Here is a 20,258-nt window from a genome sequence, read left to right on the forward strand (position 1 = left end):
TTCAGAATGACACGGCATTTTACAATAAAACCCTTGGTGCCTTGATGCCTTGGTGGTTAAATAATGGACATGACCCAACCGATTCAAAAAAACCCGGACCTCGAACGCGAGCAACTAGAAACCGACGGCGATGCGGACAGCGCCCTGCGTCCTCAAAAACTCTCTGATTTCACAGGTCAGAAAGCCGTTTGTGATAACCTGCGGGTCTTTGTCGAGGCCGCCAAATCCCGCGGCGATGCCATGGATCACGTCTTGCTGTTTGGGCCACCGGGACTGGGTAAGACCACGCTGGCGCAAATTGTTGCCAGGGAACTCGGCGTGGGGTTTCGCGCAACTTCCGGTCCCGTCATTGCCAAGGCTGGTGATCTGGCCGCGATCCTGACCAACCTCCAGCCCCATGACGTGCTGTTTATTGACGAAATCCACCGTCTAAGCCCGGCTGTGGAGGAAATTCTCTACCCGGCGATGGAGGATTTTAAACTCGACCTGATTATCGGGGAGGGGCCGGCCGCTCGCTCGGTCCAGATTGACCTGCCGCCCTTTACGCTGGTCGGCGCCACAACGCGCTCCGGCCTGTTGACCGGTCCGCTACGCGACCGGTTTGGTATACCGCTCCGCCTGGAATTCTACAGCCCGGACGAATTGACCCTGATCGTGCGCCGTTCCGCCGCTTTGCTGGACATGAATTTGACGGAGGAGGGCGCCCACGAAATCGCCCGTCGCAGCCGGGGCACCCCGCGGATTGCCGGGCGCCTGACCCGTCGGGTCCGCGATTTTGCCCATGCCCACGGGAACACAGAGATTACCGCCGCGGCCGCAGACGCTGCCCTGCAACGCCTTGATGTCGACGGATCGGGACTCGATGCCATGGACCGCCGCTATTTATCGGCTATCGCTGAAAATTACAATGGCGGCCCGGTCGGTATCGACACCATGGCCGCGGTTTTATCCGAACAACGCGACGTCATCGAAGACGTCATCGAACCTTATCTGTTACAGCAAGGCTTGCTCCAGCGCACACCGCGCGGACGGATGCTAACGGAAAAAGCTTACCGGCACCTTGGTTTGCCCGTGCGCCCAACCTTACAAACGGACATGCTGGATTAAATATAAAAACAAGGGAGTAAACATGAAAACGACAACATTACTGTTTTGTGCCGCGGCGACGCTTCCGGCAGGCTTTATACATTCCTCACCTCTTTTATCAACTGCCGGGATGTCTTCTTCACAGGTTCCTCCTGAGCCACCCAAGCCCTTCATCCCGGTAAGAGCCACATTGAACCGGGATCAACGATGGGAATCGATTGGCAAGAAAAGCAAATCGGGCAAAGGCCGACATCTTCACATAAGCTAGGTCAGAGCGTTGAAACACGAGATATCATTCCGCGCCTATTACGAAGACACCGACGCCGGCGGCGTGGTGTACCACGCCAATTACCTGAAGTTTTGTGAACGGGGCCGGACTGAATTCCTGCACGCAATCGGCCACACCAACGCGACCTTGCGCGAGCAAACCGGCGTTATTTTTGTTGTCCGGCATATTGATGCGCACTATCTGAAACCGTGTTATCTGGAAGACGAATTAACAGTCAGGACATGCGTGACAGGCCTGAAAAACACCAGTTTTACGATGAAACAGGAAGTTTTCCGAAAAAACGCAGAAAACCCGGCATTCTGGATGGATATTGTCTTGGTTTGCGTCGATGAAAATGCTAAACCTGTGCGCATGCCCGCAAAGCTGAAGGCGGCCATGGAACGGTATTTGGAGAGTAAATAATATGGATAGAGAAGTTGATGTAAGCGCCGTTGGGGAAAGTTTTTCCGGCGATATGAGCATGATCGGCCTGTTCTTGCAGGCTGATTTGATTGTCAAATTCGTCATGATGATATTGCTGTTTGCATCCGTGTGGAGCTGGGCGATCATCTTTGAAAAACGCCGCACATTGAAAAGCCTGAACCGCCGCGCGGCAAAGTTCGACGATTCGTTCTGGTCGGGCGAACCGCTCGATAAACTCTACCACCGCGTTAAAAAGGGCAAAATGGACCCGCTCTTGAAAACCTTCTGCGCCGGGATGGAAGAATGGCAAACCGGCGTAGCGGCAGGCATCCCGTCATCCGCCAACATGCAGGCCAGCCTGCGCCAGCGGGTTGAACGCGCCATGAGCGCCACGATCAACCGGGAAATGAATGCGCTGGAACGCGGCATGACGTTTTTGGCGTCCGTCGGCTCAACGGCAACCTTTATCGGTCTATTTGGCACCGTCTGGGGGATCATGAACAGCTTCACCTCGATCGCCAGCACCAACAACACCTCTCTGGCCGTTGTTGCGCCGGGGATTGCCGAAGCCCTGTTCGCGACGGCCTTGGGGCTGGTCGCAGCTATTCCGGCGGTAATTGCCTACAACATCTTCACCAACGCGCTTGATCGCTACGCCGACCGTCTGGACGGTTTTACCAGCGATTTTGCCGCAATCCTGTCCCGCCATCTGGACGCCGTCGACAGCAAGAAAAAGGCGGCATAATCCATGGGCGCAGGCGTGCAACAAAAATCACGGATCGGCACGGCAGGCGGGCGCAGCCGCGCTTACCGCCCGATGGCTGAAATCAACGTCACGCCGTTTGTCGACGTTATGCTGGTTTTGCTGGTTGTCTTTATGATTACCGCGCCGCTGCTGACCGCCGGGGTCAAGGTAGACCTGCCGCGTTCGGAAGCCCACACAATCGCCGACGAAGATAATAAACCGCTGGAAATCACGATCACAACCGAAGGCACATTGTTTGTCGGCGAGGAAGAAGTCAAACGCGACCGTCTGGTCAATCTGCTGTCCGCAATGACCGGCAGCGACCCGGACCGCCGCATCTTTATCCGCGCCGATCAGGGGCTGTCCTATGGCAAGGTCATGGATATCCTCGGCACGCTGAATAAGGCCGGCTTCCGCAAGGTTGCCTTGCTCTCTGAACCGACTAAATAATTTAAAACCATGTCTGCTGTTTCCGCATCATATGATACTGGCCTGTCGATTGAGGCCCCGGCGAAAACCGCGCTGGTGGCCTCCGGCCTGTTTCATATTATGGTCGCAATTATTGTCACCATCGGACTGCCGTATGTGAAACCGGACCGCCGATTGCCGCCTGACCCGTTGCCTGTGGAAATCATGGATATCGCCGAATTCACACAGACAAACAAAATCCCGACCCGCAGCGAGTCAAAACAAAAGAAAAACGATCTGGAAAAACCGCCGGAAGAAAAGAAAGAGCCGCTGAAAAAAGTTGCGCCGCAGGTCACATCCAAAACGCCGCCCAAACCGGTTGCCCCGACATCACCGGACGATGTTATCACCCCCAGCGACGTAAAAAAAGCGCCCGAACCGCCGAAAAAACCAGCCGCCAAGCCCAAACCGAAACAGCCGGTCCTGACACAGGACACCGCGGAAGAGGAGCAGGAAGATTTCGACTCCCTCCTGCGCAACCTGATGCCCACGGAAGAGCAGGCCTCCGATGGCCCGTCAACAGCGGTGGAACCGGGGGAAAAGCCTTCACCGCTAGCCTCGCTGGCCGACCGCATGACCATGAGCGAGATGGACGCTCTGCGGCGTCAACTGGAAGGATGCTGGAATCTGTTGGCGGGGGCACGTTATGCCGAAAACCTTGTCGTCGACATCCGGCTTTTCATGAATCCGGACCGGACGATCCGTAGCGCTCGCATTCTCGATCAGTTTCGTTATAATGGCGACAGCTATTTCCGGGCCGCGGCCGATAGCGCGCTCAGTGCTCTGCGTAATCCGCGCTGCAGCCCGCTGGATCTGCCCCCCGGCAAATACGAACAATGGAAAGAAATCGTTGTAACCTTTGACCCGAGTGAGATGTTGTGATGAAAAAACTGATTTTGCCTGTTTTGATGATGTTTGTAGCACTGGCTTTCGCCACGCACGCACAAGCCGAAGTCAACGTCAACGTCTCGCGTGGCTCCATGGACCCGCTGCCGATCGCGATCAGCACATTTTATGTCGAGCCGGGCGCTGATGACAGCCTCGCCAGCAAAATGCCGATGGTCGTCAGCAACAACCTCGAAAGCTCCGGTCTGTTTAAACCGCTTAGCTCGCGCGCCTTTATCCAGGATCCGGCCTCATTGAACACCAGCGGCCCGCGCTTTGCCGAATGGCGCGCGATCAACGCCCAGGCATTGGTAACCGGCATTATCTCCAAAGCATCTAACGGCCAGACCAAGGTCGAATTCCGCCTGTGGGATGTTTTTGGCGAACGCCAGCTTTCCGGGATGTCCTATACAACCACGCCGCAAAACTGGCGCCGGATTGCACATATTATCTCGGACGAGATTTACAAGCGCATCACCGGGGAAGACGGTTATTTTGACACACGGATTGTCTACATCGCCGAATCCGGTCCGGCGGACGCCCGCGTCAAACGTCTGGCCATCATGGATCAGGACGGCGCCAACCACCAGTATCTGACCGATGGCCGCGCCATGGTTTTGACCCCGCGCTTTTCACCAAACCAGCAGCTCATCACCTATCTGGCTTATTACAACAACCGCCCGCGTGTTTACCTGTACGATATCGACACCGGCAAACAGCAGGTTCTGGGAGACTTTCCGGGAATGACCTTTGCGCCGCGCTTCTCGCCGGATGGCAAAAGCGTCATCATCAGCCAGTCCCGAAACGGCAACACCGATATCTTTGTCGTTGATCTGACGAGCAAGAAATCCCGGCAACTAACGACACATCCGGGCATTGATACCGCCCCGTCCTTTTCGCCGGACGGACGCCAGGTCGTGTTTGAATCCGACCGCGGCGGCAGTCAACAGCTCTACACCATGGATGCCAATGGCGGGAACGTCAAACGGATTACCTTCGGCAAGGGACGTTATGCAAACCCCGTCTGGTCACCGCGCGGTGACTTGATCGCTTTTACCCGTATGTATCAAGGCCAGTTTTATATCGGCGTGATCCGCCCGGACGGGCAGGGCGAACGCCTGATTACCACGGCCTATCACGTCGAAGGACCGACATGGTCGCCCAATGGCCGGGTTCTGGCATACTTCAAGGAAACACGGGGACGTGACAAGGTTGCCAAGATCTACAGCATTGATTTGACGGGGTACAATGAACGGCTTCTACCGACGCCGGGCAACGGTTCCGACCCGGCCTGGTCGCCGATCAATCCGTAAGAAAAACCGCTAGAGACTATCCGGTACATCGCCAAACGCGGCCACGATCTTCTGGTAGATATCGCGTTTAAACGGCACGATCAGGTCAAAAACCCGGTCCAGATCAACCCATTGCCACGCCCGGAATTCCGGCATGGTATGAAACGCCAGATCAATATCGCTATCCATTCCGGTGAAACGCATGGCAATCCAAGTTTGTACCTGTCCGTGGTATTTCCCGCCGTAAAGCTTGCGGCGCAGGTGGTCCGGAAAATCGTAGCTCCATTTCTCTTCATGAATGCGGATAATTTCGGCTTTGCCGGTTCCTATCTCTTCTTCCAGTTCACGAAAAGCGGCCTGTTCCAGAGGTTCATCCGGATCAATCCCGCCCTGCGGCATTTGCCATGCGCCGGGATTATCAATGCGCTCGCCGACAAACACCTGTCCCGCGGCATTGAACAACGCAATCCCCACACAAGGACGATAAGCCGGACTCTGAGACGCATCAGACATATTTAAACTCTTTCGTATATTTATTAATAACCGGTCTGCGCCGACAACGGCGCCAGAACAAACCCGGAAGCGGGCAGGGTTTCAGCCCAGTTCAGAACTTCTTGATAGCTCAGCGGCAAAGCATGGAAAATACCGCTGGCCCGCCCATCGGTACGGGCTATATCTTCCAGCTGTTTCAGGGCCGCCTGAATGGCCTCCGGTGTGGGCTCGGAATCAATCCAGAGGTCGACAGCCGCATAGGGAGCTCTCATCCCGTGTGCCATAGCCTGCGCGGTCGAAGAGTGATTGCTGCCGGTGTCGGCAAAGGCCATGCCCCGCCCGTAAATTTCGGAGAGCAGGGGCCGTAAATCCGTCGGCATATCAAGAAAAGCCGGGGAATCACCGGTAACAAACCCGATAACACCTTCTTCCCGGCCCATCAGCCATGTCAGTTTTTTCAGGTTCTCCCGTTCATCAACCCCGATCAAAGAGGTGCTCGGTCCCGTATCTTGCTGGGGATAATCGTTTGCCTCGACAGGCAGGCTCATCCAGACCTCATGACCCTTTTCACGGGCCTGTTTGACCCAGAAGGGCAATTCCTTGGCATACGGCGATACAATCAAAGACACATCCGACGGCATCGTCCGGATTGCCGATTCCGTGGCAACCTGTGACAGCCCCATATCGGCAATCGCCAACGAAATAACGGGCTTTTTGGTAGCGTTCAAATCAAAGGGGCGCCGATAGGCTTTAAAAACCGTCATCCCGTCGCGGCGGCGAATAACCGGCAAACCACTATCATAGAGCCCGCTAACACCGCTGGCCAAAGGACTGCCCTTGACGGCAGAGCGCGAAGATTGAGACGGCAGCCCCTTTAGAGAGGCAATACCACCGCCCGTGCCTTCGATTAAAACCGTTTGGGTCGGCATGCGTGCCCGCAGCCCGTCAACGGTTTTATCTTTCTGCAGCCAGACAAAAGCGAACAGCAAAACATATATAACCCCAACAGCAGCCAGTCCTTGCACAAAAGCCTTGCGCGAGAAGTTTTCCTGAAACCATGAAAGGGTTTTAACGCTCATAGCCCTGCGTCCGGTTTGTTATTTCTTTTCTGCTGCATCGCTCTCCACATTGGCCGTTTTTTCATCGGCACTTTTATCTTTCATAACTTCCAGAATCCGGTCGCCATACAAGGAAAGGCCGCGGATCAGATCAATCGCCCGGGATTTTTGATAGTCCTGAATTTCATCAGAATCTTCGGAAGCCCCCTCGTTGTCATTCGCGGCTTTTGCATCGTCACCCGCCGGCTTTTTGGCTTGTCCCCCATCAGGGTTTTCCAAAGCGCCGCGCAAATCAGCCTCATGCATGCCGCGGGTTTTTATCGTCTCGATCTTTGCCAGCTCAACCGTTATGTCCGGTTCGATCCCTTTGGCCTGAATAGAGCGTCCCGAAGGCGTGTAGTAACGGGCCGTCGTCAGGCGCATCGCCCCATGACCGGGCAGGGGAATAACCGTCTGCACGGATCCCTTCCCGAAAGAACGGGTCCCCATAAGGATCGCCCGGCGGTGATCCTGCAATGCTCCCGCCACAATTTCAGAGGCCGAAGCCGATCCCCCGTTAATCAGGACAACAATCGGCAGCCCGTCGATGATGTCACCCGGCGTAGCGTTATCGCGCTTGGTGTCTTCCTCATGCCGCCCACGTGTCGAAACAATTTCGCCGCGATCCAGAAAGGCATCCGCAACGGCAATCGCCTGATCCAGCAAACCGCCGGGGTTATTACGCAGATCAATAATATAGCCGACAATACCGTCGCCCATTTCTTTTTTGAAATTTTTCACGGCCTCTTCGACACCACTCATTGTGTTCTGGTTAAAGGTCGTAATCCGGATATAGCCTATATTGTTATCAATAATCTCTGAGCGAACCGCCCGGATTTTAATCACATCGCGGACAATCGTAATTTCGATCGGGTCGGGAACATCCTTGCGGCGAACGGTCAAATCAATAGCCGTCCCGACTTTGCCGCGCATTTTGTCGACAGCTTCGCTCAGGCTCAGCCCCATCACGGTTTCCCCGTCCAGATTCGTGATATAATCCCCGGCCTGAACTCCCGCGCGAAACGCCGGCGTGTCGTCAATCGGTGAAACAACCTTGACGAGACCGTTTTCCATTGTCACCTCAATCCCCAGTCCGCCGAATTCACCGCGGGTCTGAACCTGCATCTCGGTGAAATCATCTTCGTCAAGATAGGAAGAATGCGGGTCAAGACTGCTCAGCATACCGCTGATGGCGGTTTCCACCAGTTCTTCGTCAGACACTTCATCGACATAACCGGCCCGCACACGCTCAAACACGTCGCCAAACAAGTTAAGCTGGCGATAGGTATCGTATTCCTTGCCTGTCTTTTCCGCGGTCGATCCGGCCATACGTTCTTCCTCCTGCGCAAAGGCAACAGGTGAAAAAGCAGCAACAGACAGGAAAAAACTCAGGAACAGGACAACGGCGTAACGGGAAACAGACATGCTTTTAATATCCTTACAAGTCAGTGAAGTTAATTTAATTGGGCCAAGGTAACAGCCGGATCAACCGGTCGCCCCTGAAACCTTAGTTCGTAATATAGCGCGGGACGGCCGCCAATAGAAGTCGTAGTTGCCATTTGTCCCAAAGGCTCTCCGGAATCGACCGATTGCCCGGCCAGAACATCAATGCGGTCAAGCCCGCCAATCAGGCTGTGATAGGACTTTCTGTGCTCTATGATAACCATTTGCCCGTAATTTTTAAAGGCACCCGCAAAGATAACTTTTCCACCCATGGGAGCCGTCACCAGAGCATGAGGCCGGGTTTCGATTCTCAGCCCCTCGCTTTTGGCCCCGATTTCATCGCGTTGACCGTACCCAACCTTGATCGTCCCGGCGACAGGCAAGCGGGATGGCCCCGTTGCCGGTAAAGAAGCCGTCTTGGCCGCGGTTTTTTTATGGGTCTGTGCCTGCTGTTGTTTTTTATCTTCCTCCAGCCGGTCCAGAAGATCCTGCAAAGATCGAGCCTTCAATGACAAGCTCGCAATTCTTTTCTCGCTTTGCGCGAAATCGCTCTGGGTGTTCTTGTAAAGGGTTTCCCTTTGTTTCAAGGATGCCGTCATTTTTTGCTGTTTTTCATCCAGCGCGCTACGGGCGCTTTGTGCCCGCTGCCGGTCAGCTTCCAAAATCTTTTGTAACGTATCAAGCCTCTTTATATCGGCCGCGACGCGGTCCGAACGATTTTTAACAGCCGGCAAAGCACTTTGCAGCAGCAAGGCGCTCTGCGCCGTTTCCAGAGGCGCGCCCGGACGGGCAATCAATGATTCCGGCGGCACCCGGCGCATACGGCTTAGCGCCAGAACCATGCCGGAGATCGAACCATAATCTTTTTTCAGGGAAGCGCTCAACGTTTCCTGTTCCGTTTCCAGCCCGGCAATTTTATCTTCCAGAGCACTCAGCTCTTCCTCGCTTTTCTGGACATCCCTCCCGATCTTGACAAGCTCGTTCTTCAAGCTCTCCAGCCCGGATTTTGATTTTTTCAGCTCTTCAGCCAGACGCTTTTTTTCCTGCTCCTCCACCCGGAGATTTTCCTGCAGCGTTTCCATCGAAACATCCTTGTGGGCAGGGACCGGCGGGACTTGAGCCAAAACAGGCAAAGCCGTCATTAAAATCAGGATAAAAAGAAGAAAAACGAACCGGTGCATGCCCATCATTATAATGGGTTCAAAACAGAATGCTCGCTTTAATTTGATGTTTTCAAGACCGATGATAGGGATGCCCGGCGATAATTTGCTGGGCGCGGTAAATTTGCTCAAGCAGCATAACCCGGGCCAGCATATGCGGCCATGTTTGTGCGCCAAAAGATAACAGGCAATCCGACCGTTTCCGCACAGCCTGACTATGACCGTCGGCCCCGCCGATCACGAACTGGAAACGGGAACGTCCTTGCGCCGCCAACGTATCAATCTTCTGAGAAAAGTCTTCACTGGACAGGGATTTCCCCCGTTCATCCATAACAAAAACGAAAGCCTGCGGATCGAGTTTTTCGAGAACCAGTTTTTCTTCATCCTGAGGTTTTTTGGGATCAAGCTCATAAAGAGTCAAACCCCACCGCAGCCGCGTGGCATATTCCTCATACAAGCTTAAAAGAGAGCCTTTACGCAAACGGCCAACGGCAATGATATCGACATGTATCATGGAAAATTCGATGCGTTTGCAAAATTAAGGGTTAAACAGGACGATTCGGCGCGGAATTCCCGCTGCCGTGCGAGGCATCCATCAGATGCGGCATACTCCACATTTTTTCAATGTTATAAAAGCCGCGCACCTCTGGCCGGAATAAATGCACGATCACATCGCCGGCATCTAAAACCACCCAGTTTCCAAGGTCTTTCCCTTCGATTTTAACATCTTTAACGCCGGCGGATTTAAGACGATCCTGCAGCTTTTCTGCCAGGGCACCCACTTGCCGTGAAGAACGACCTGTTGCGACAACCATATAGTCGGCGAGGGCGCTTTGGCCCGTCAGGTTGATAATTTCAATATCCTCGGCCTTATCGGCATCCAGAGAATCCCTGATAAGGTCTTTCAATGCTTCCGGGTCCAGTCCTTTGGCCCTGTTTCCTGTAACTAGAATAACGGCGTTCTCCTTGTTATAACGGCAAGCGGAACAAAGCAGCAAAAAGCGCCGCGACATTTTACTGCCGAAGCGCTTGGGTTCCGCGTTTCCGAAGATGTAACAACAGGCATGACCATGACGTATTCGCTAACCAACGTCAGTTCCATCCCCTTCTTGTTTCAGTCATATTTTTATCTGCCTTCATAACTCTATTTTACGCCCATTCAACCAGACGTGCAAGATAATGTTAGAATTACCGTTAATAAATGACATTAAGATATTCATATTAACATTTTGTTATATAATGTTTTTTCTAATATCGGTGGAGGAAATTTCCATCATCCGGTTTTGCAATAACCAGTAACTAAACCCCGGTGCCAGTGAAACCATTCCCGGCTTGGAAAGCAAAACATGCTCTTGGGTCGCCAACAGACGCAACGGACAGGATTTAACCAGGTTTCGCGCCGGCGGGCGGGCAATATGCGCCGTCGCCGTCAGTTTTAAAATTTCACGCCAGCGGTGCCAGCGATGGAAAGACAGGGCATTGTCCATCCCGGTTAAAAAAACGAACTCTGTACGGGGAAAGTGACAACGCAACATACAAAGCGTATCAAAGGTCCGGTTAAAGCCCGTTTCCTGCTCCAGATCACTAACGACAAGATGAGGAAAAGCCGCCGTAAGCTCTTCGCACAACTGCAGTCGCCGAACGAACGGTTGCAAATCATGACTGGATTTCAAAGGATTTTGCGGCGAAACAAGCCACCAAACGGCATCCAGAGCTAAACTGCGCAAAGCAATCTGGCTGATATGCACATGCCCCTCATGCGGCGGATTGAACGATCCACCCAGCAAACCGATCCGCATCCCGGCCCAGCGGGCACTGTCATGCAAATGAGGAGGAGAAAAAATGCGGCTGCTATGTTCCATAAGCGATATTATCTCCGATGACACGGAACATCGCTACAGCGATTAGTGCATTTTTTTAGAAATATCGCCGATAGTCTGATCAATCAGCTTTGCCGCCGATTTTTCATCCATATGATCGGCAATAATGCCAGCCGCCGCCTTAACAGCCAGTTCCGCGGCATACGCTTGAATCTGTTGCTTCGCAGCTTGTTCCATGCGGTGCAGGCGCTCTTCCAGCTGCTGTTCGCGGCGAGCCATGCTGTCACTTAGATCGGCTTCCGCCTGCTTGCGAATTCTTTCGGCGTGGTCTTTTGCGTTCGCCATAATGGCTTCGGCTTCTTTTTCAGCATCACGCTGTTTGCGTTGATACTGGGCGAGAAGCTCTTGAGCCTCAACCCGCAGCAACTCAGCCGTTTCGATATCCGTACGAATCTCGGCAATCCGCCCGTCAAGCTTGGCAAGAAAGGCATCACGGCCATAGCGATAAGCAATGATAGCAAAGATCACAAAGGATATCAGAACCCAAACAGCAGGATTATGGAGCAATTCCATTTCAGGCAGCCTCTTTCTTGCTTAATGTTTTAACCACCTTGCTGGCTTTTTTCAGGTCCTGGTCAATCCCGACAATCTTATGGGCCGCTTCGCTGGCCACAGACGCCACCAGATCATCCATCTCTTCTATGGCTTGCTCACGGGCTTTGACGAGGCGTTTTTCCATCGACAACATTTCCGAAGCAGCTTTTTCCTGAAACCTCCGGGTTTCCTGATCGGCTTTCTTCTTAAGGTCTCCGTGCATGGCCTGCGTGATCGCCGCTGCCTCGGTCCGGGCAGCATTCAGGCTCCCCTCATAGGACAGCAAAGCTTCTTCAGCTTCCTTTTTTAGACGTTCCGCCGTTTTCAGGTCACCGTTAATATGCTCCTGACGGTTTTCGAGAACACCGGAAATATCTGGCAATATCCGGCTTGAAAAGAACACATAAAGAATCAGGAACGTAACCGTCAGCCAGAAAATCTGCGACGGGTACGTTGTTACATCAAATTGCGGCATCCCGGCCGAAGAAGCATGATCCCCGCCATGCGCAGCGCCTGCGGCTTCATGTCCGGCTTCTTCAGCAGCAAACGCCGCCGTCATGCCGAACATGACCGTGCAAAATACAAAAGCAGTAAAAGCTTTCATGCCGTCGCGCATGGAGGAAAATCCTTTATGACTAGAAAATACCCAGCAGGATAATGATCGAAATCCCCAAAGCGAAAATAGCCAGAGCTTCCGTCAACGCAAAGGTCAGGAAGAATTTCTTGTCCAGCAGTTCCGCAGCATTTGGGTTACGACCGACAGCCTCATTGTAAGATGAGAAGATCAGGCCCAGACCGATACCAACCCCGAGAATCGGGAGGAGGGCAATCGCCCCGGCAATCAATTTAGCAGCTTCGAGTTCCATGTTAGGTTTCCTCTTTTTCAGTTAGTTAACGATATTAATTTCAATAAATATTCCGACGCCATCCTGCATATTTAGTGATGAAGATCAACCGTATCTTTCAGGTAAATACAAGACAGAACCGTAAAAACATAAGCGTGCAGCAAGGCAATCAGAAATTCAAAAGCAATCAGGATCACATTGAATAGCGCTGGCAGCGTCCCCGCCAGAAGCCCGCCAAAGCCCAGCGCCAGCAACATCACGCTGAAACCGGCCACAACCTTTAACAGCAAATGCCCCACCATCATGTTGATAAACAAACGAACAGACAGGGTAAGAGGCCGGATCAGGAAAGAAATCAGCTCAATAGGAATAATCAGCGGAAACAGAAAAACGGGCACGCCGGGCGGCACAAACAGGCTGAAAAATTTCAGGCCATGCCGGGCAAGACCGATGATAACCACAGCGAAAAAAATCATCATGGCCAGAGCCAGCGTCACAGCAATATGGCTGGTATAGGTAAAGGAAAACGGCACCATACCCAGCAAATTCCCCATCAACACAACGATAAACAGGGTGAAAATCAGCGGAAAATATTGACGCCCCTTGCTACCTATATTTTCGCGGATCATCCCGGCAATAAATTCATACAGCATTTCCGATAAAACCTGCATGCGTCCGGGGATCAAGGCCTTGCGGCGAATAGCGAGGGAAAGAAACGAAGCGGATACAACCATCCCGATCACCATCCATAAAGAAGAATTAGTGAAAGAGATATCCACGCCGCCGGGATTAAGTTCAACGATCGGCACAATCACAAACTGGTGAATCGGGTCGGTCATAGGAGGTTCCGTTTTTGTTAATTATCTTCGTTTTCCGGCGTCTTTGTATCGTCTTTTTGACCATTTTGCAACCGCGAATAACCAACCGAAGAGTCAAAATTTTGAGTAATTCGGTAAACACCCAAAAAACCGGCGAGAATCCCGCCAAAAATGAAGATCAGTAAAAACCACGGCTTGGTCCCCAGAGCGTTATCGAGCAACAAACCGATCAGAACGCCGGCAATGATACTGACGACCATTTCCGCGCCGGCACGAATGCCGCTGTTCATGTTATCGGCTTCGTATTCTTCTTTTGTGATGTCAGCCTGTTCCTTGTCTTCCTTCTGCCGGAAAGCCAGTATCTTGCCGGAAAGCTTTTCAAGCCTGTCATCCATGGCTTATTCCGCAGCTTCCAGGAAATCAAGCTGCTGGTTAAGGTCAACAGACACCAGTTGCGAAACGCCTTTCTCCGACATTGTTACCCCGTACAGGCGGTCCATGCGCGCCATCGTCAAACGGTGGTGGGTAATCAGAATAAAGCGGGTTTCACCCCGTTCAGCAAACTCCTCCAGCAGATCACAAACCCGGTCAACGTTCGCGTCATCCAACGGCGCGTCAACCTCGTCCAGCACGCAAATCGGCGCCGGATTGGTCAGGAACATCGCAAAAATCAGGGCAATCGCCGTCAATGTCTGCTCCCCCCCGGAAAGCAGGGAAAGTGATTGCAGTGTTTTACCCGGCGGCTGGGCATAAATCTCAAGCCCGGCTTCCAGAGGGTCATCCGATTCGATTAGCGCCAGATGCGCCTTCCCGCCATCAAACAGCCGTGTGAACATCTCACGGAAATGACCGTTTACATGGTCGAACGCCGTCTGCAGCCGTTCCCGCGCTTCCTTGTTCAGCTTCTGAATACCGCCGCGCAGCTCGTCAATAGCTTCCTGCAAATCCTGCCGTTCGTTCAAAATCCCGCCCAGCTCTTTTTCCAGCTCGTCGGCCTCCGTATCGGCCCGCAGATTCACAGGACCGATCAAATCACGGCTACGGACGTCGGAATCTTTTCGCTGCTTCAACTCATCCAGCGGGGGCAGGGCTTCAGGATCAAGCGCCGCTTCAGCAGAAAGCTCTTCCGGCGTCATACCGAAATGCTCGTCAATATGAGCCTTGATTTCCTCCAGATGAGTTTGGCGCTCCGCCGCCGTTGCCTGCGCATGCACACGGGCTTCACGGGATTCAGCCAGCTTCGCCTCTGCTTCTTTCAACGCCCGCGTTGTCTCGGTCAGCTCGTTTTCAATCGCCGCCAGCTTGTCGGAAACGACCGTTTTTTCCTGTTCCTGAACCGTGATTTTTGAAAGCAGGGCTTCGCTGTCCTTTTTGATCACCGCCGGACGAATTTTCAGATCCGCTACACGTTCGACAAGCGCAGCTTCCCGCTCATCCAGCTCTTTAAGCCGCTCCCGCGCCCGGATACAGCGGTTTTGCAAATTGATCCGCTCATCGGCGATCGCCCGCAGCCGGGCATCCCGGCGTGATTTTTCCTGCATGCCCATATCGTGCGCGGTAATGGCTTCCTGCAGAGCTTCGCGCGCTTCCGACAACGCCGTACGTGCTTTTTCAATTTCAGATTGCTGCTGCGCCAGACTCTCTTCGTCAAAAGCACTGCGCTGCTCTTTATTCGCAGCCAGCGTTTCTTCCAGAGCCACCATATCCGCTTGCGCCAGAGATTGAGCTTCCTCCAGCTTCGCACGCTCGGCCTGTTGCGCCGCTTGCGCCTGCACCAGATCGTTCAGTGCCGCCCGTTTTTCCTTCACAGCGCTTTCCTGTGTCCGCAATTCGGCCTGCGCCGTCGTCAGAGAATTCTGCGCCGCACCAAGCTGCTCGTCACACCGGTTGCAAAGCGCGGCATGATCCTCGACAGCTTTTTCCAGTTTGGGCAGGGCTTTTTGCAGCTCCAAAAGACGGTTTTTCTGACGAATCTGAACAGCATGACGATCCGCCGCCGCGGCCTTGATATGCAGGCCGTCCCAGCGCCAGTAAGCCCCGGACCGGGAAACCAGCGATTGGCCCGGCACCAATTTTTTCATCAAATCCGGACCGGCAGCCTCATCCTCAATAAAACCGATCTGGCTCAAAGCCCGTTCCAGCGCCTTGGGCGCCTTCACATGCGGCACCAGCGATTCAATCCCGTCGGGCAAAGGGGGCAGGGCGGAGTTTCCGGCATCCTGCCAAACCACCGGCGCTTCCGGATCGGTCGAAGCCATCAGCGTATCGCCAAGCGCCCGTGACAAAGCCGCTTCGAAACCATCATCGGTGCGCACATCGTCAATAACCGGACGGAACCCACCTTCATCATTTGCATTAAGAACGGATTCCAAAGCATTGATTTCAGATATATTATTATCTTTTTCTTTTTCAGACTCCCGATGAGCCGCCCGCTGGGCTTCACGGCTTTCACGGGCGGTCTCTACCTCCGCCGTAAAGCGCTCAATATCTTTTTGCAGGCGTAAAACGGCATCCTCACCGGATTCAATGACGCGCCGCAATTCCTCAACAGACCCATCGCTTTGATCGCTATCCTGAAAAGCTTGCAACTCTTCCCTGACCGTCGCCAACCGGTCCCGGATACGGCCCAGACGCTGTTCGTCCTGACCGATCTGACGATCAAGACTGTCCTTGCTGGCCCGGGCCGCCGCGGCCTTTTCCATCAGGGCCGTATAGGCGTTTTCCAGCGCCGTTACTTTTTCCTGCTGTTCCTCGCGCGCAGCCGCCCGGTGCGCCAGATCGTCCTGCTCATCGCTTTGACGCGCCGCCAGCGAAGCCTCTTCTTTTTCCAGCTTTTCAAGCACCAGCGAATTTTCATCGAGCATTGAACACTCATGCGTTCGGTCCGTCCCCATCTGGGAAAGCTGGCCCTGCGCCGTCGCCAGCTCATTCTCCAGCCGTTGCTCTTCGTCTTCCAGCCGCTGCAGCGCCAACTTTTGCGCCTGTAGCGCCGCGCTCATTTCCGCTTCCCTCTGCCGCAGGTCGGGAAGATCCTGCGCCTGCGTATTCTGGGTGCGGGTAAGCTGGCTGACGACCGTCATATGCGTGGCCACCGCGCTTTCCGCTTCCCCGAAACGGCTATGCACATCCCGCAGCTTCTCATGCGCCTGCTGCCATTCCGTGCAAGCAATCATAATCTCCAGCTGCCTGATTTGGGCGCTCAGATTCCGGTAACGGGCAGCCTGCCGTGCTTGCTTTTTCAGGTCGTTCAGGCGGTTTTCCATCCCGCCCAGCAAATCATCCAGCCGCTTGAGGTTATTATCGGTCGCCCGCAGCCGCAATTCGGCCTCATGTCGCCGCGCATACAAACCGGAAATCCCCGCGGCTTCCTCCAGCAGCATCCGCCGCTCCAGAGGCTTGGCCTGGATCATCGTTGTAATTTTGCCCTGAGAGACAAGATAAGGCGAATTGGCCCCACTCAGGATATCCGCGTAAAGAAGCTGTACATCGCGCGCCCGGGCATTTTTACCGTTCACCCGGTAATTAGACCCCTGATCGCGCTCAATCCGGCGTACAACCTCGATATCATCACTGTTGTTGTACGGGGCAGGGGCCGTCCGCTTTGTATTGTCCAGCAAAACGGAAACCTCGGCCACATTTCGCGCCGGACGGGTGGATGTACCGTTAAAAATCACATCATCCATACTGGCGCTGCCGCCGCGCATCCGTTTGGAAGACGACTCTCCCATGCTCCAGCGCAGTGCCTCGACCAGATTGGATTTCCCGCATCCGTTTGGCCCGACCACGCCCGTCAACCCCGGCCCGATTTCCATTTCGGTCCGTTCGACGAAGGATTTAAATCCCTGCAGGCGTAGCTTGTTAAACTGGATCATGCGCAGATTTTGTCCTTATTTTTCCGAAGCCGGCAACAGCGCATCAATTTCTTTCTTGAGCTGCTCATAAGGCATGCTGCCACGCAGGGTCTTCTCTCCGTTCAGGACAATGCTGGGCGTCGAATTGATATCATATTTCTTTTGCGCTTCCTGCATCTGGGCAGCCACGCCGGCCCGCAAACTCTCGTCATCCAGACAGGCATCAAGCACCGTCTCATTACCACCCAGCAATTTGGCGTTTTGCTTCAGGATTTGCAGGTAATCGTCCTGATAAGCCCATTTATCTTGCGTTTCAAACAGGAACGAAACGAACTGGAAATAGCGATCTTCCGGCAAACAGCGTGCGATAATCGTCCCTGCCATCGCCGGCGCATTCAGGGGGAAATCGTTGTAAACGAAGTAAACCTTGCCGGTGTCGATATACTCAGCCTTGAGTTTCTCGTAATTTTCGGCGTGAAAATGGGCACAATGGCCGCACGTCAAAGATGCGAATTCCTCGATTTTGACCGGCGCGTCGGGATTACCCAGCGCCGTTACCCGTAAAACGTGCTGCGGATCAATCGCCGCGACAACAGGAGCCACCGCCGCCTCATCAGACAGGGATTCCACAGCCTCCGTTACTTCATCCGCAGATTCTTCCGGCACTGGCATCGCGTCCACCTCTTCCTCTACAACGGCAAGAGCAGGGGATGATGTTTCATTATTATCAGCATTGCTTTGCGGCGCCATCGACATCGCTGCGAATATCAAAGCACCCGCCACCAGAATGCTGGCGACGATCAAAACGATCTTATTGCTATTGCTTTTGTCAGGCATCGAAAAATCCTTGTCATAAAAAAGGTTTCTTACTCAAATGATGTAAAAGGCTGAACGTTGAAAATCAAGATAAATATAAGAAAAGTCAAGAAAACCGGGCGATTCGGATTATCTTATCCACATATTCCGCTTTTCAGGCGCCGGGAATCAAAACCAGCTCAGCCCGGTCTTGAGGCATCTGGTCCGTTTCATCCCCCAGCGCCCGTATATCGACGCGGCGCGTGGAAATCCCGTTCTTCAATAAAAACGCACGAATTTCCAAAGCCCGTGAAAGGGACGTCCGGCGGGCACCACTGCTGAAGCTGTCTGACGGTGCCGAATACGCCATCACCTGAACGCGGGCGGCAGCATTGTTCTGTAACAAGGGGATAATCATTTTTTTGATTGTTTCCTGAGCCTTGTCGTCAAGCTGCGCAACGTCCGGCGCAAAAAAGATTACGACCTGTTCAAAATCGAGTAAATCTTCCGGCGAAGGTTCCATAACGATTTCACTGACCTCGCCTGTCTGCTCGGCAATTTGCTCGACGCTGGCCAAAAGTTGCTCCCGACTGGGGTTCACCAGCTTCTTCGTCAACGGCTCCTTGTTTACCAGGTCTTTGGGCACCGCCGGCATCTTGGGAACGTCGGCTGTAACTTTATCCTGACGCACGACAACCGGCGGCTTGGGTTTGGCAGCGGCAGCCTCTTTGCTTAGGCTTTCTTTTTGTACGTTCCGCGCATAAGTGCGGGAAACCTTGAAACTATCCGGTCGCCGCTTGGGCTTGGGCGGCACAGGCGTCGCGATAAACGGCTCCGGCGTAAGAATATCCGTATCGTCAACCTCATCCCGCATAACATCCCGAACAGCCTCGGTAACCATATCGGGCATCGGTGATGCGATCGGCGGCTTACGCGGTGGCAAAGGAACAGCCACAGCAGCAGGCACGTCTTTCTGCTGAGGCGTAGCCAGACTTGCCGGATTAATGCTTTCGCTGCGCACGCGCGTTTGCACCGGGAAACTTTGGGCTTTGGCAGGCACACGGGCCTGAACAGGCGTTTGCACAGGGGGGCTTTCAACCTTTTTTTCCGCCGGAGTAGCCGTCAAGGACGGCGCAGAAGGGCGCACAGGCGCCGGCGGTGTCAGGGTAAGAGGGTGAGGCGTTTCCTCATCCGGCACACCATAATGACGATTGAGTTCATTCAGGACGCTGGTGTCAATTTCAACAGACGGAACAGGCTCATCCTGCGCCCGAAGAGGTACGATACCTCCGAACAGAAACAGCAAAAACAGCGCATATTTAAGACAGCCATACATATCTATCATTTGCAGCCGTTGTTGATTAAGTTCAAGCCGCTTCCTGACCTTTGTTCGCCGCTTGCAACAACTTTTTCAGATCATTGAATAACGGGCCGTTAGAGGCAATGATATTGTTTGAATCAAGAGCATAACTTTTACCATTTACTTCCGAAACCATCCCACCGGCCTCCTTGGCAATCAAAGCGCCTGCCGTCATATCCCATGGTTTTGCACTTAAAGCCCAATAGCCATCAAACCGTCCGGCAGCTACATAAGCAAGCCCCAAAGCAACACTGCCCATCTCCCGCAAAGAAGGCACAAACTTGGAAACCGCAAGCGATTCCCTCATGTATTTTTCTTTCACATCAAAGGGGGTGCGATCGGTTGCAACGAGAGCATCCTTCAACCCCTGCCGTCCCGACACCCGCAGGCGTGTATTGCGCATAAAGGCACCCATGCCTTTTTCGGCACGGAACACCTCATCCTTAACCGGGTCAAGAATGATCCCGGCGATAATTTCGCCCTTGCGCTCCAGCCCGATCGAAATGCACCAATGCGGAATGCCGTGCAGGAAATTGGTCGTCCCGTCCAGCGGGTCGATAATAAAGCGGTATTCGTAGTCTTTCGGCCCTTTGGAATCGCCGCTTTCCTCCATCAGGAACCCGTAATCGGGGCGGGCCTTCGAAAGCTCGTTATAAAGGATCTCTTCAGAACGCCGATCCGCCGCCGATACGAAATCACCGGGGCCTTTTTGCGAAACCTGAAGCTGTTCGACTTCGCCGAAATCGCGCGCCAGCGTCCGGCCGGCCTTCTCAGCCGCGCGCAACATGATATTGATATGAGGGGAGAGAGCCATAA

Annotated in this window: 22 protein-coding genes; 6 read left to right on the top strand and 16 right to left on the bottom strand. The window is 53.6% G+C overall.

Translation table 11 applies throughout. The features are described 5' to 3' along the window. Window positions 1–69 precede the first annotated feature (69 nt). The 6 genes from ruvB (at window position 70) to tolB (ending at window position 5,188) form a co-directional block, all read left to right on the top strand. Window positions 70–1,107, top strand: a complete 1,038-nt coding sequence (gene ruvB / locus H6868_07015; protein ID MCB9989066.1) for a Holliday junction branch migration DNA helicase RuvB — start codon at window positions 70–72, stop codon at window positions 1,105–1,107. A 268-nt stretch (window positions 1,108–1,375) separates the two neighbouring features. Continuing rightward, window positions 1,376–1,777: a YbgC/FadM family acyl-CoA thioesterase gene (locus tag H6868_07020; GenBank protein ID MCB9989067.1), complete on the top strand. Its 402-nt coding sequence runs from the start codon at window positions 1,376–1,378 to the stop codon at window positions 1,775–1,777. Between the two features lie 58 nt (window positions 1,778–1,835). Beyond that, window positions 1,836–2,522 carry a protein TolQ gene (tolQ, locus tag H6868_07025; GenBank protein ID MCB9989068.1) on the top strand — a complete coding sequence of 229 codons (687 nt, stop codon included), beginning with the start codon at window positions 1,836–1,838 and terminating at the stop codon, window positions 2,520–2,522. A gap of 3 nt (window positions 2,523–2,525) precedes the next feature. After that, the gene (gene tolR / locus H6868_07030) at window positions 2,526–2,972 is read left to right on the top strand and encodes a protein TolR (protein MCB9989069.1); all 447 of its coding nucleotides are present in this window, start codon (window positions 2,526–2,528) and stop codon (window positions 2,970–2,972) included. Between the two features lie 9 nt (window positions 2,973–2,981). Next, the gene (locus H6868_07035; GenBank protein ID MCB9989070.1) at window positions 2,982–3,872 is read left to right on the top strand and encodes an energy transducer TonB; all 891 of its coding nucleotides are present in this window, start codon (window positions 2,982–2,984) and stop codon (window positions 3,870–3,872) included. After that, complete coding sequence (gene tolB, locus H6868_07040) at window positions 3,872–5,188, top strand: Tol-Pal system protein TolB (GenBank protein MCB9989071.1); 1,317 nt, start codon at window positions 3,872–3,874, stop codon at window positions 5,186–5,188. The genes H6868_07035 and tolB overlap by 1 nt, the downstream gene beginning before the upstream one ends. Window positions 5,189–5,197: 9 nt before the next feature. Here tolB and H6868_07045 read toward each other — a convergent pair whose 3' ends face one another. From H6868_07045 to H6868_07120, 16 genes are all read right to left on the bottom strand, one after another. Next, window positions 5,198–5,680, bottom strand: coding sequence for an RNA pyrophosphohydrolase (locus H6868_07045; protein ID MCB9989072.1), 483 nt, complete (start codon window positions 5,678–5,680; stop codon window positions 5,198–5,200). Between the two features lie 23 nt (window positions 5,681–5,703). Beyond that, a complete protein-coding gene (locus H6868_07050) occupies window positions 5,704–6,738 on the bottom strand; it encodes a divergent polysaccharide deacetylase family protein (protein ID MCB9989073.1) in 1,035 nt (344 codons plus the stop codon). An 18-nt stretch (window positions 6,739–6,756) separates the two neighbouring features. Continuing rightward, entirely contained in the window at window positions 6,757–8,085 is a 1,329-nt protein-coding gene (locus tag H6868_07055) for a S41 family peptidase (protein MCB9989074.1), read from the bottom strand. 125 nt (window positions 8,086–8,210) lie between these two features. After that, the gene (locus H6868_07060; protein ID MCB9989075.1) at window positions 8,211–9,281 is read right to left on the bottom strand and encodes a peptidoglycan DD-metalloendopeptidase family protein; all 1,071 of its coding nucleotides are present in this window, start codon (window positions 9,279–9,281) and stop codon (window positions 8,211–8,213) included. A gap of 151 nt (window positions 9,282–9,432) precedes the next feature. Further along, window positions 9,433–9,870, bottom strand: a complete 438-nt coding sequence (locus tag H6868_07065; GenBank protein ID MCB9989076.1) for a 23S rRNA (pseudouridine(1915)-N(3))-methyltransferase RlmH — start codon at window positions 9,868–9,870, stop codon at window positions 9,433–9,435. A 34-nt stretch (window positions 9,871–9,904) separates the two neighbouring features. Further along, the gene (rsfS, locus tag H6868_07070) at window positions 9,905–10,372 is read right to left on the bottom strand and encodes a ribosome silencing factor (protein MCB9989077.1); all 468 of its coding nucleotides are present in this window, start codon (window positions 10,370–10,372) and stop codon (window positions 9,905–9,907) included. A gap of 219 nt (window positions 10,373–10,591) precedes the next feature. After that, complete coding sequence (locus H6868_07075; GenBank protein ID MCB9989078.1) at window positions 10,592–11,221, bottom strand: nicotinate-nicotinamide nucleotide adenylyltransferase; 630 nt, start codon at window positions 11,219–11,221, stop codon at window positions 10,592–10,594. A gap of 42 nt (window positions 11,222–11,263) precedes the next feature. After that, on the bottom strand, window positions 11,264–11,752 hold the full coding sequence (locus H6868_07080; GenBank protein MCB9989079.1) for a hypothetical protein: 489 nt from the start codon (window positions 11,750–11,752) through the stop codon (window positions 11,264–11,266). Between the two features lies 1 nt (window position 11,753). After that, a complete protein-coding gene (locus H6868_07085; GenBank protein ID MCB9989080.1) occupies window positions 11,754–12,389 on the bottom strand; it encodes a hypothetical protein in 636 nt (211 codons plus the stop codon). Window positions 12,390–12,408: 19 nt separating this feature from the next. Beyond that, complete coding sequence (locus H6868_07090) at window positions 12,409–12,639, bottom strand: F0F1 ATP synthase subunit C (protein MCB9989081.1); 231 nt, start codon at window positions 12,637–12,639, stop codon at window positions 12,409–12,411. Between the two features lie 71 nt (window positions 12,640–12,710). Continuing rightward, window positions 12,711–13,457: a F0F1 ATP synthase subunit A gene (locus H6868_07095; GenBank protein ID MCB9989082.1), complete on the bottom strand. Its 747-nt coding sequence runs from the start codon at window positions 13,455–13,457 to the stop codon at window positions 12,711–12,713. A gap of 17 nt (window positions 13,458–13,474) precedes the next feature. Beyond that, window positions 13,475–13,831 carry an AtpZ/AtpI family protein gene (locus H6868_07100; GenBank protein ID MCB9989083.1) on the bottom strand — a complete coding sequence of 119 codons (357 nt, stop codon included), beginning with the start codon at window positions 13,829–13,831 and terminating at the stop codon, window positions 13,475–13,477. 3 nt (window positions 13,832–13,834) lie between these two features. Next, on the bottom strand, window positions 13,835–17,308 hold the full coding sequence (gene smc / locus H6868_07105) for a chromosome segregation protein SMC (protein MCB9989084.1): 3,474 nt from the start codon (window positions 17,306–17,308) through the stop codon (window positions 13,835–13,837). Between the two features lie 15 nt (window positions 17,309–17,323). Further along, window positions 17,324–18,124: a DsbA family protein gene (locus H6868_07110; protein ID MCB9989085.1), complete on the bottom strand. Its 801-nt coding sequence runs from the start codon at window positions 18,122–18,124 to the stop codon at window positions 17,324–17,326. A 133-nt stretch (window positions 18,125–18,257) separates the two neighbouring features. Next, window positions 18,258–19,418, bottom strand: a complete 1,161-nt coding sequence (locus H6868_07115; GenBank protein MCB9989086.1) for an OmpA family protein — start codon at window positions 19,416–19,418, stop codon at window positions 18,258–18,260. 31 nt (window positions 19,419–19,449) lie between these two features. Then, window positions 19,450–20,256, bottom strand: coding sequence for an inositol monophosphatase (locus tag H6868_07120; protein MCB9989087.1), 807 nt, complete (start codon window positions 20,254–20,256; stop codon window positions 19,450–19,452). Window positions 20,257–20,258 lie beyond the last annotated feature (2 nt).

This window comes from Rhodospirillales bacterium, from assembly GCA_020638175.1.
In the GTDB taxonomy this organism is placed as follows: Bacteria; Pseudomonadota; Alphaproteobacteria; order Micavibrionales; family Micavibrionaceae; genus JACKJA01.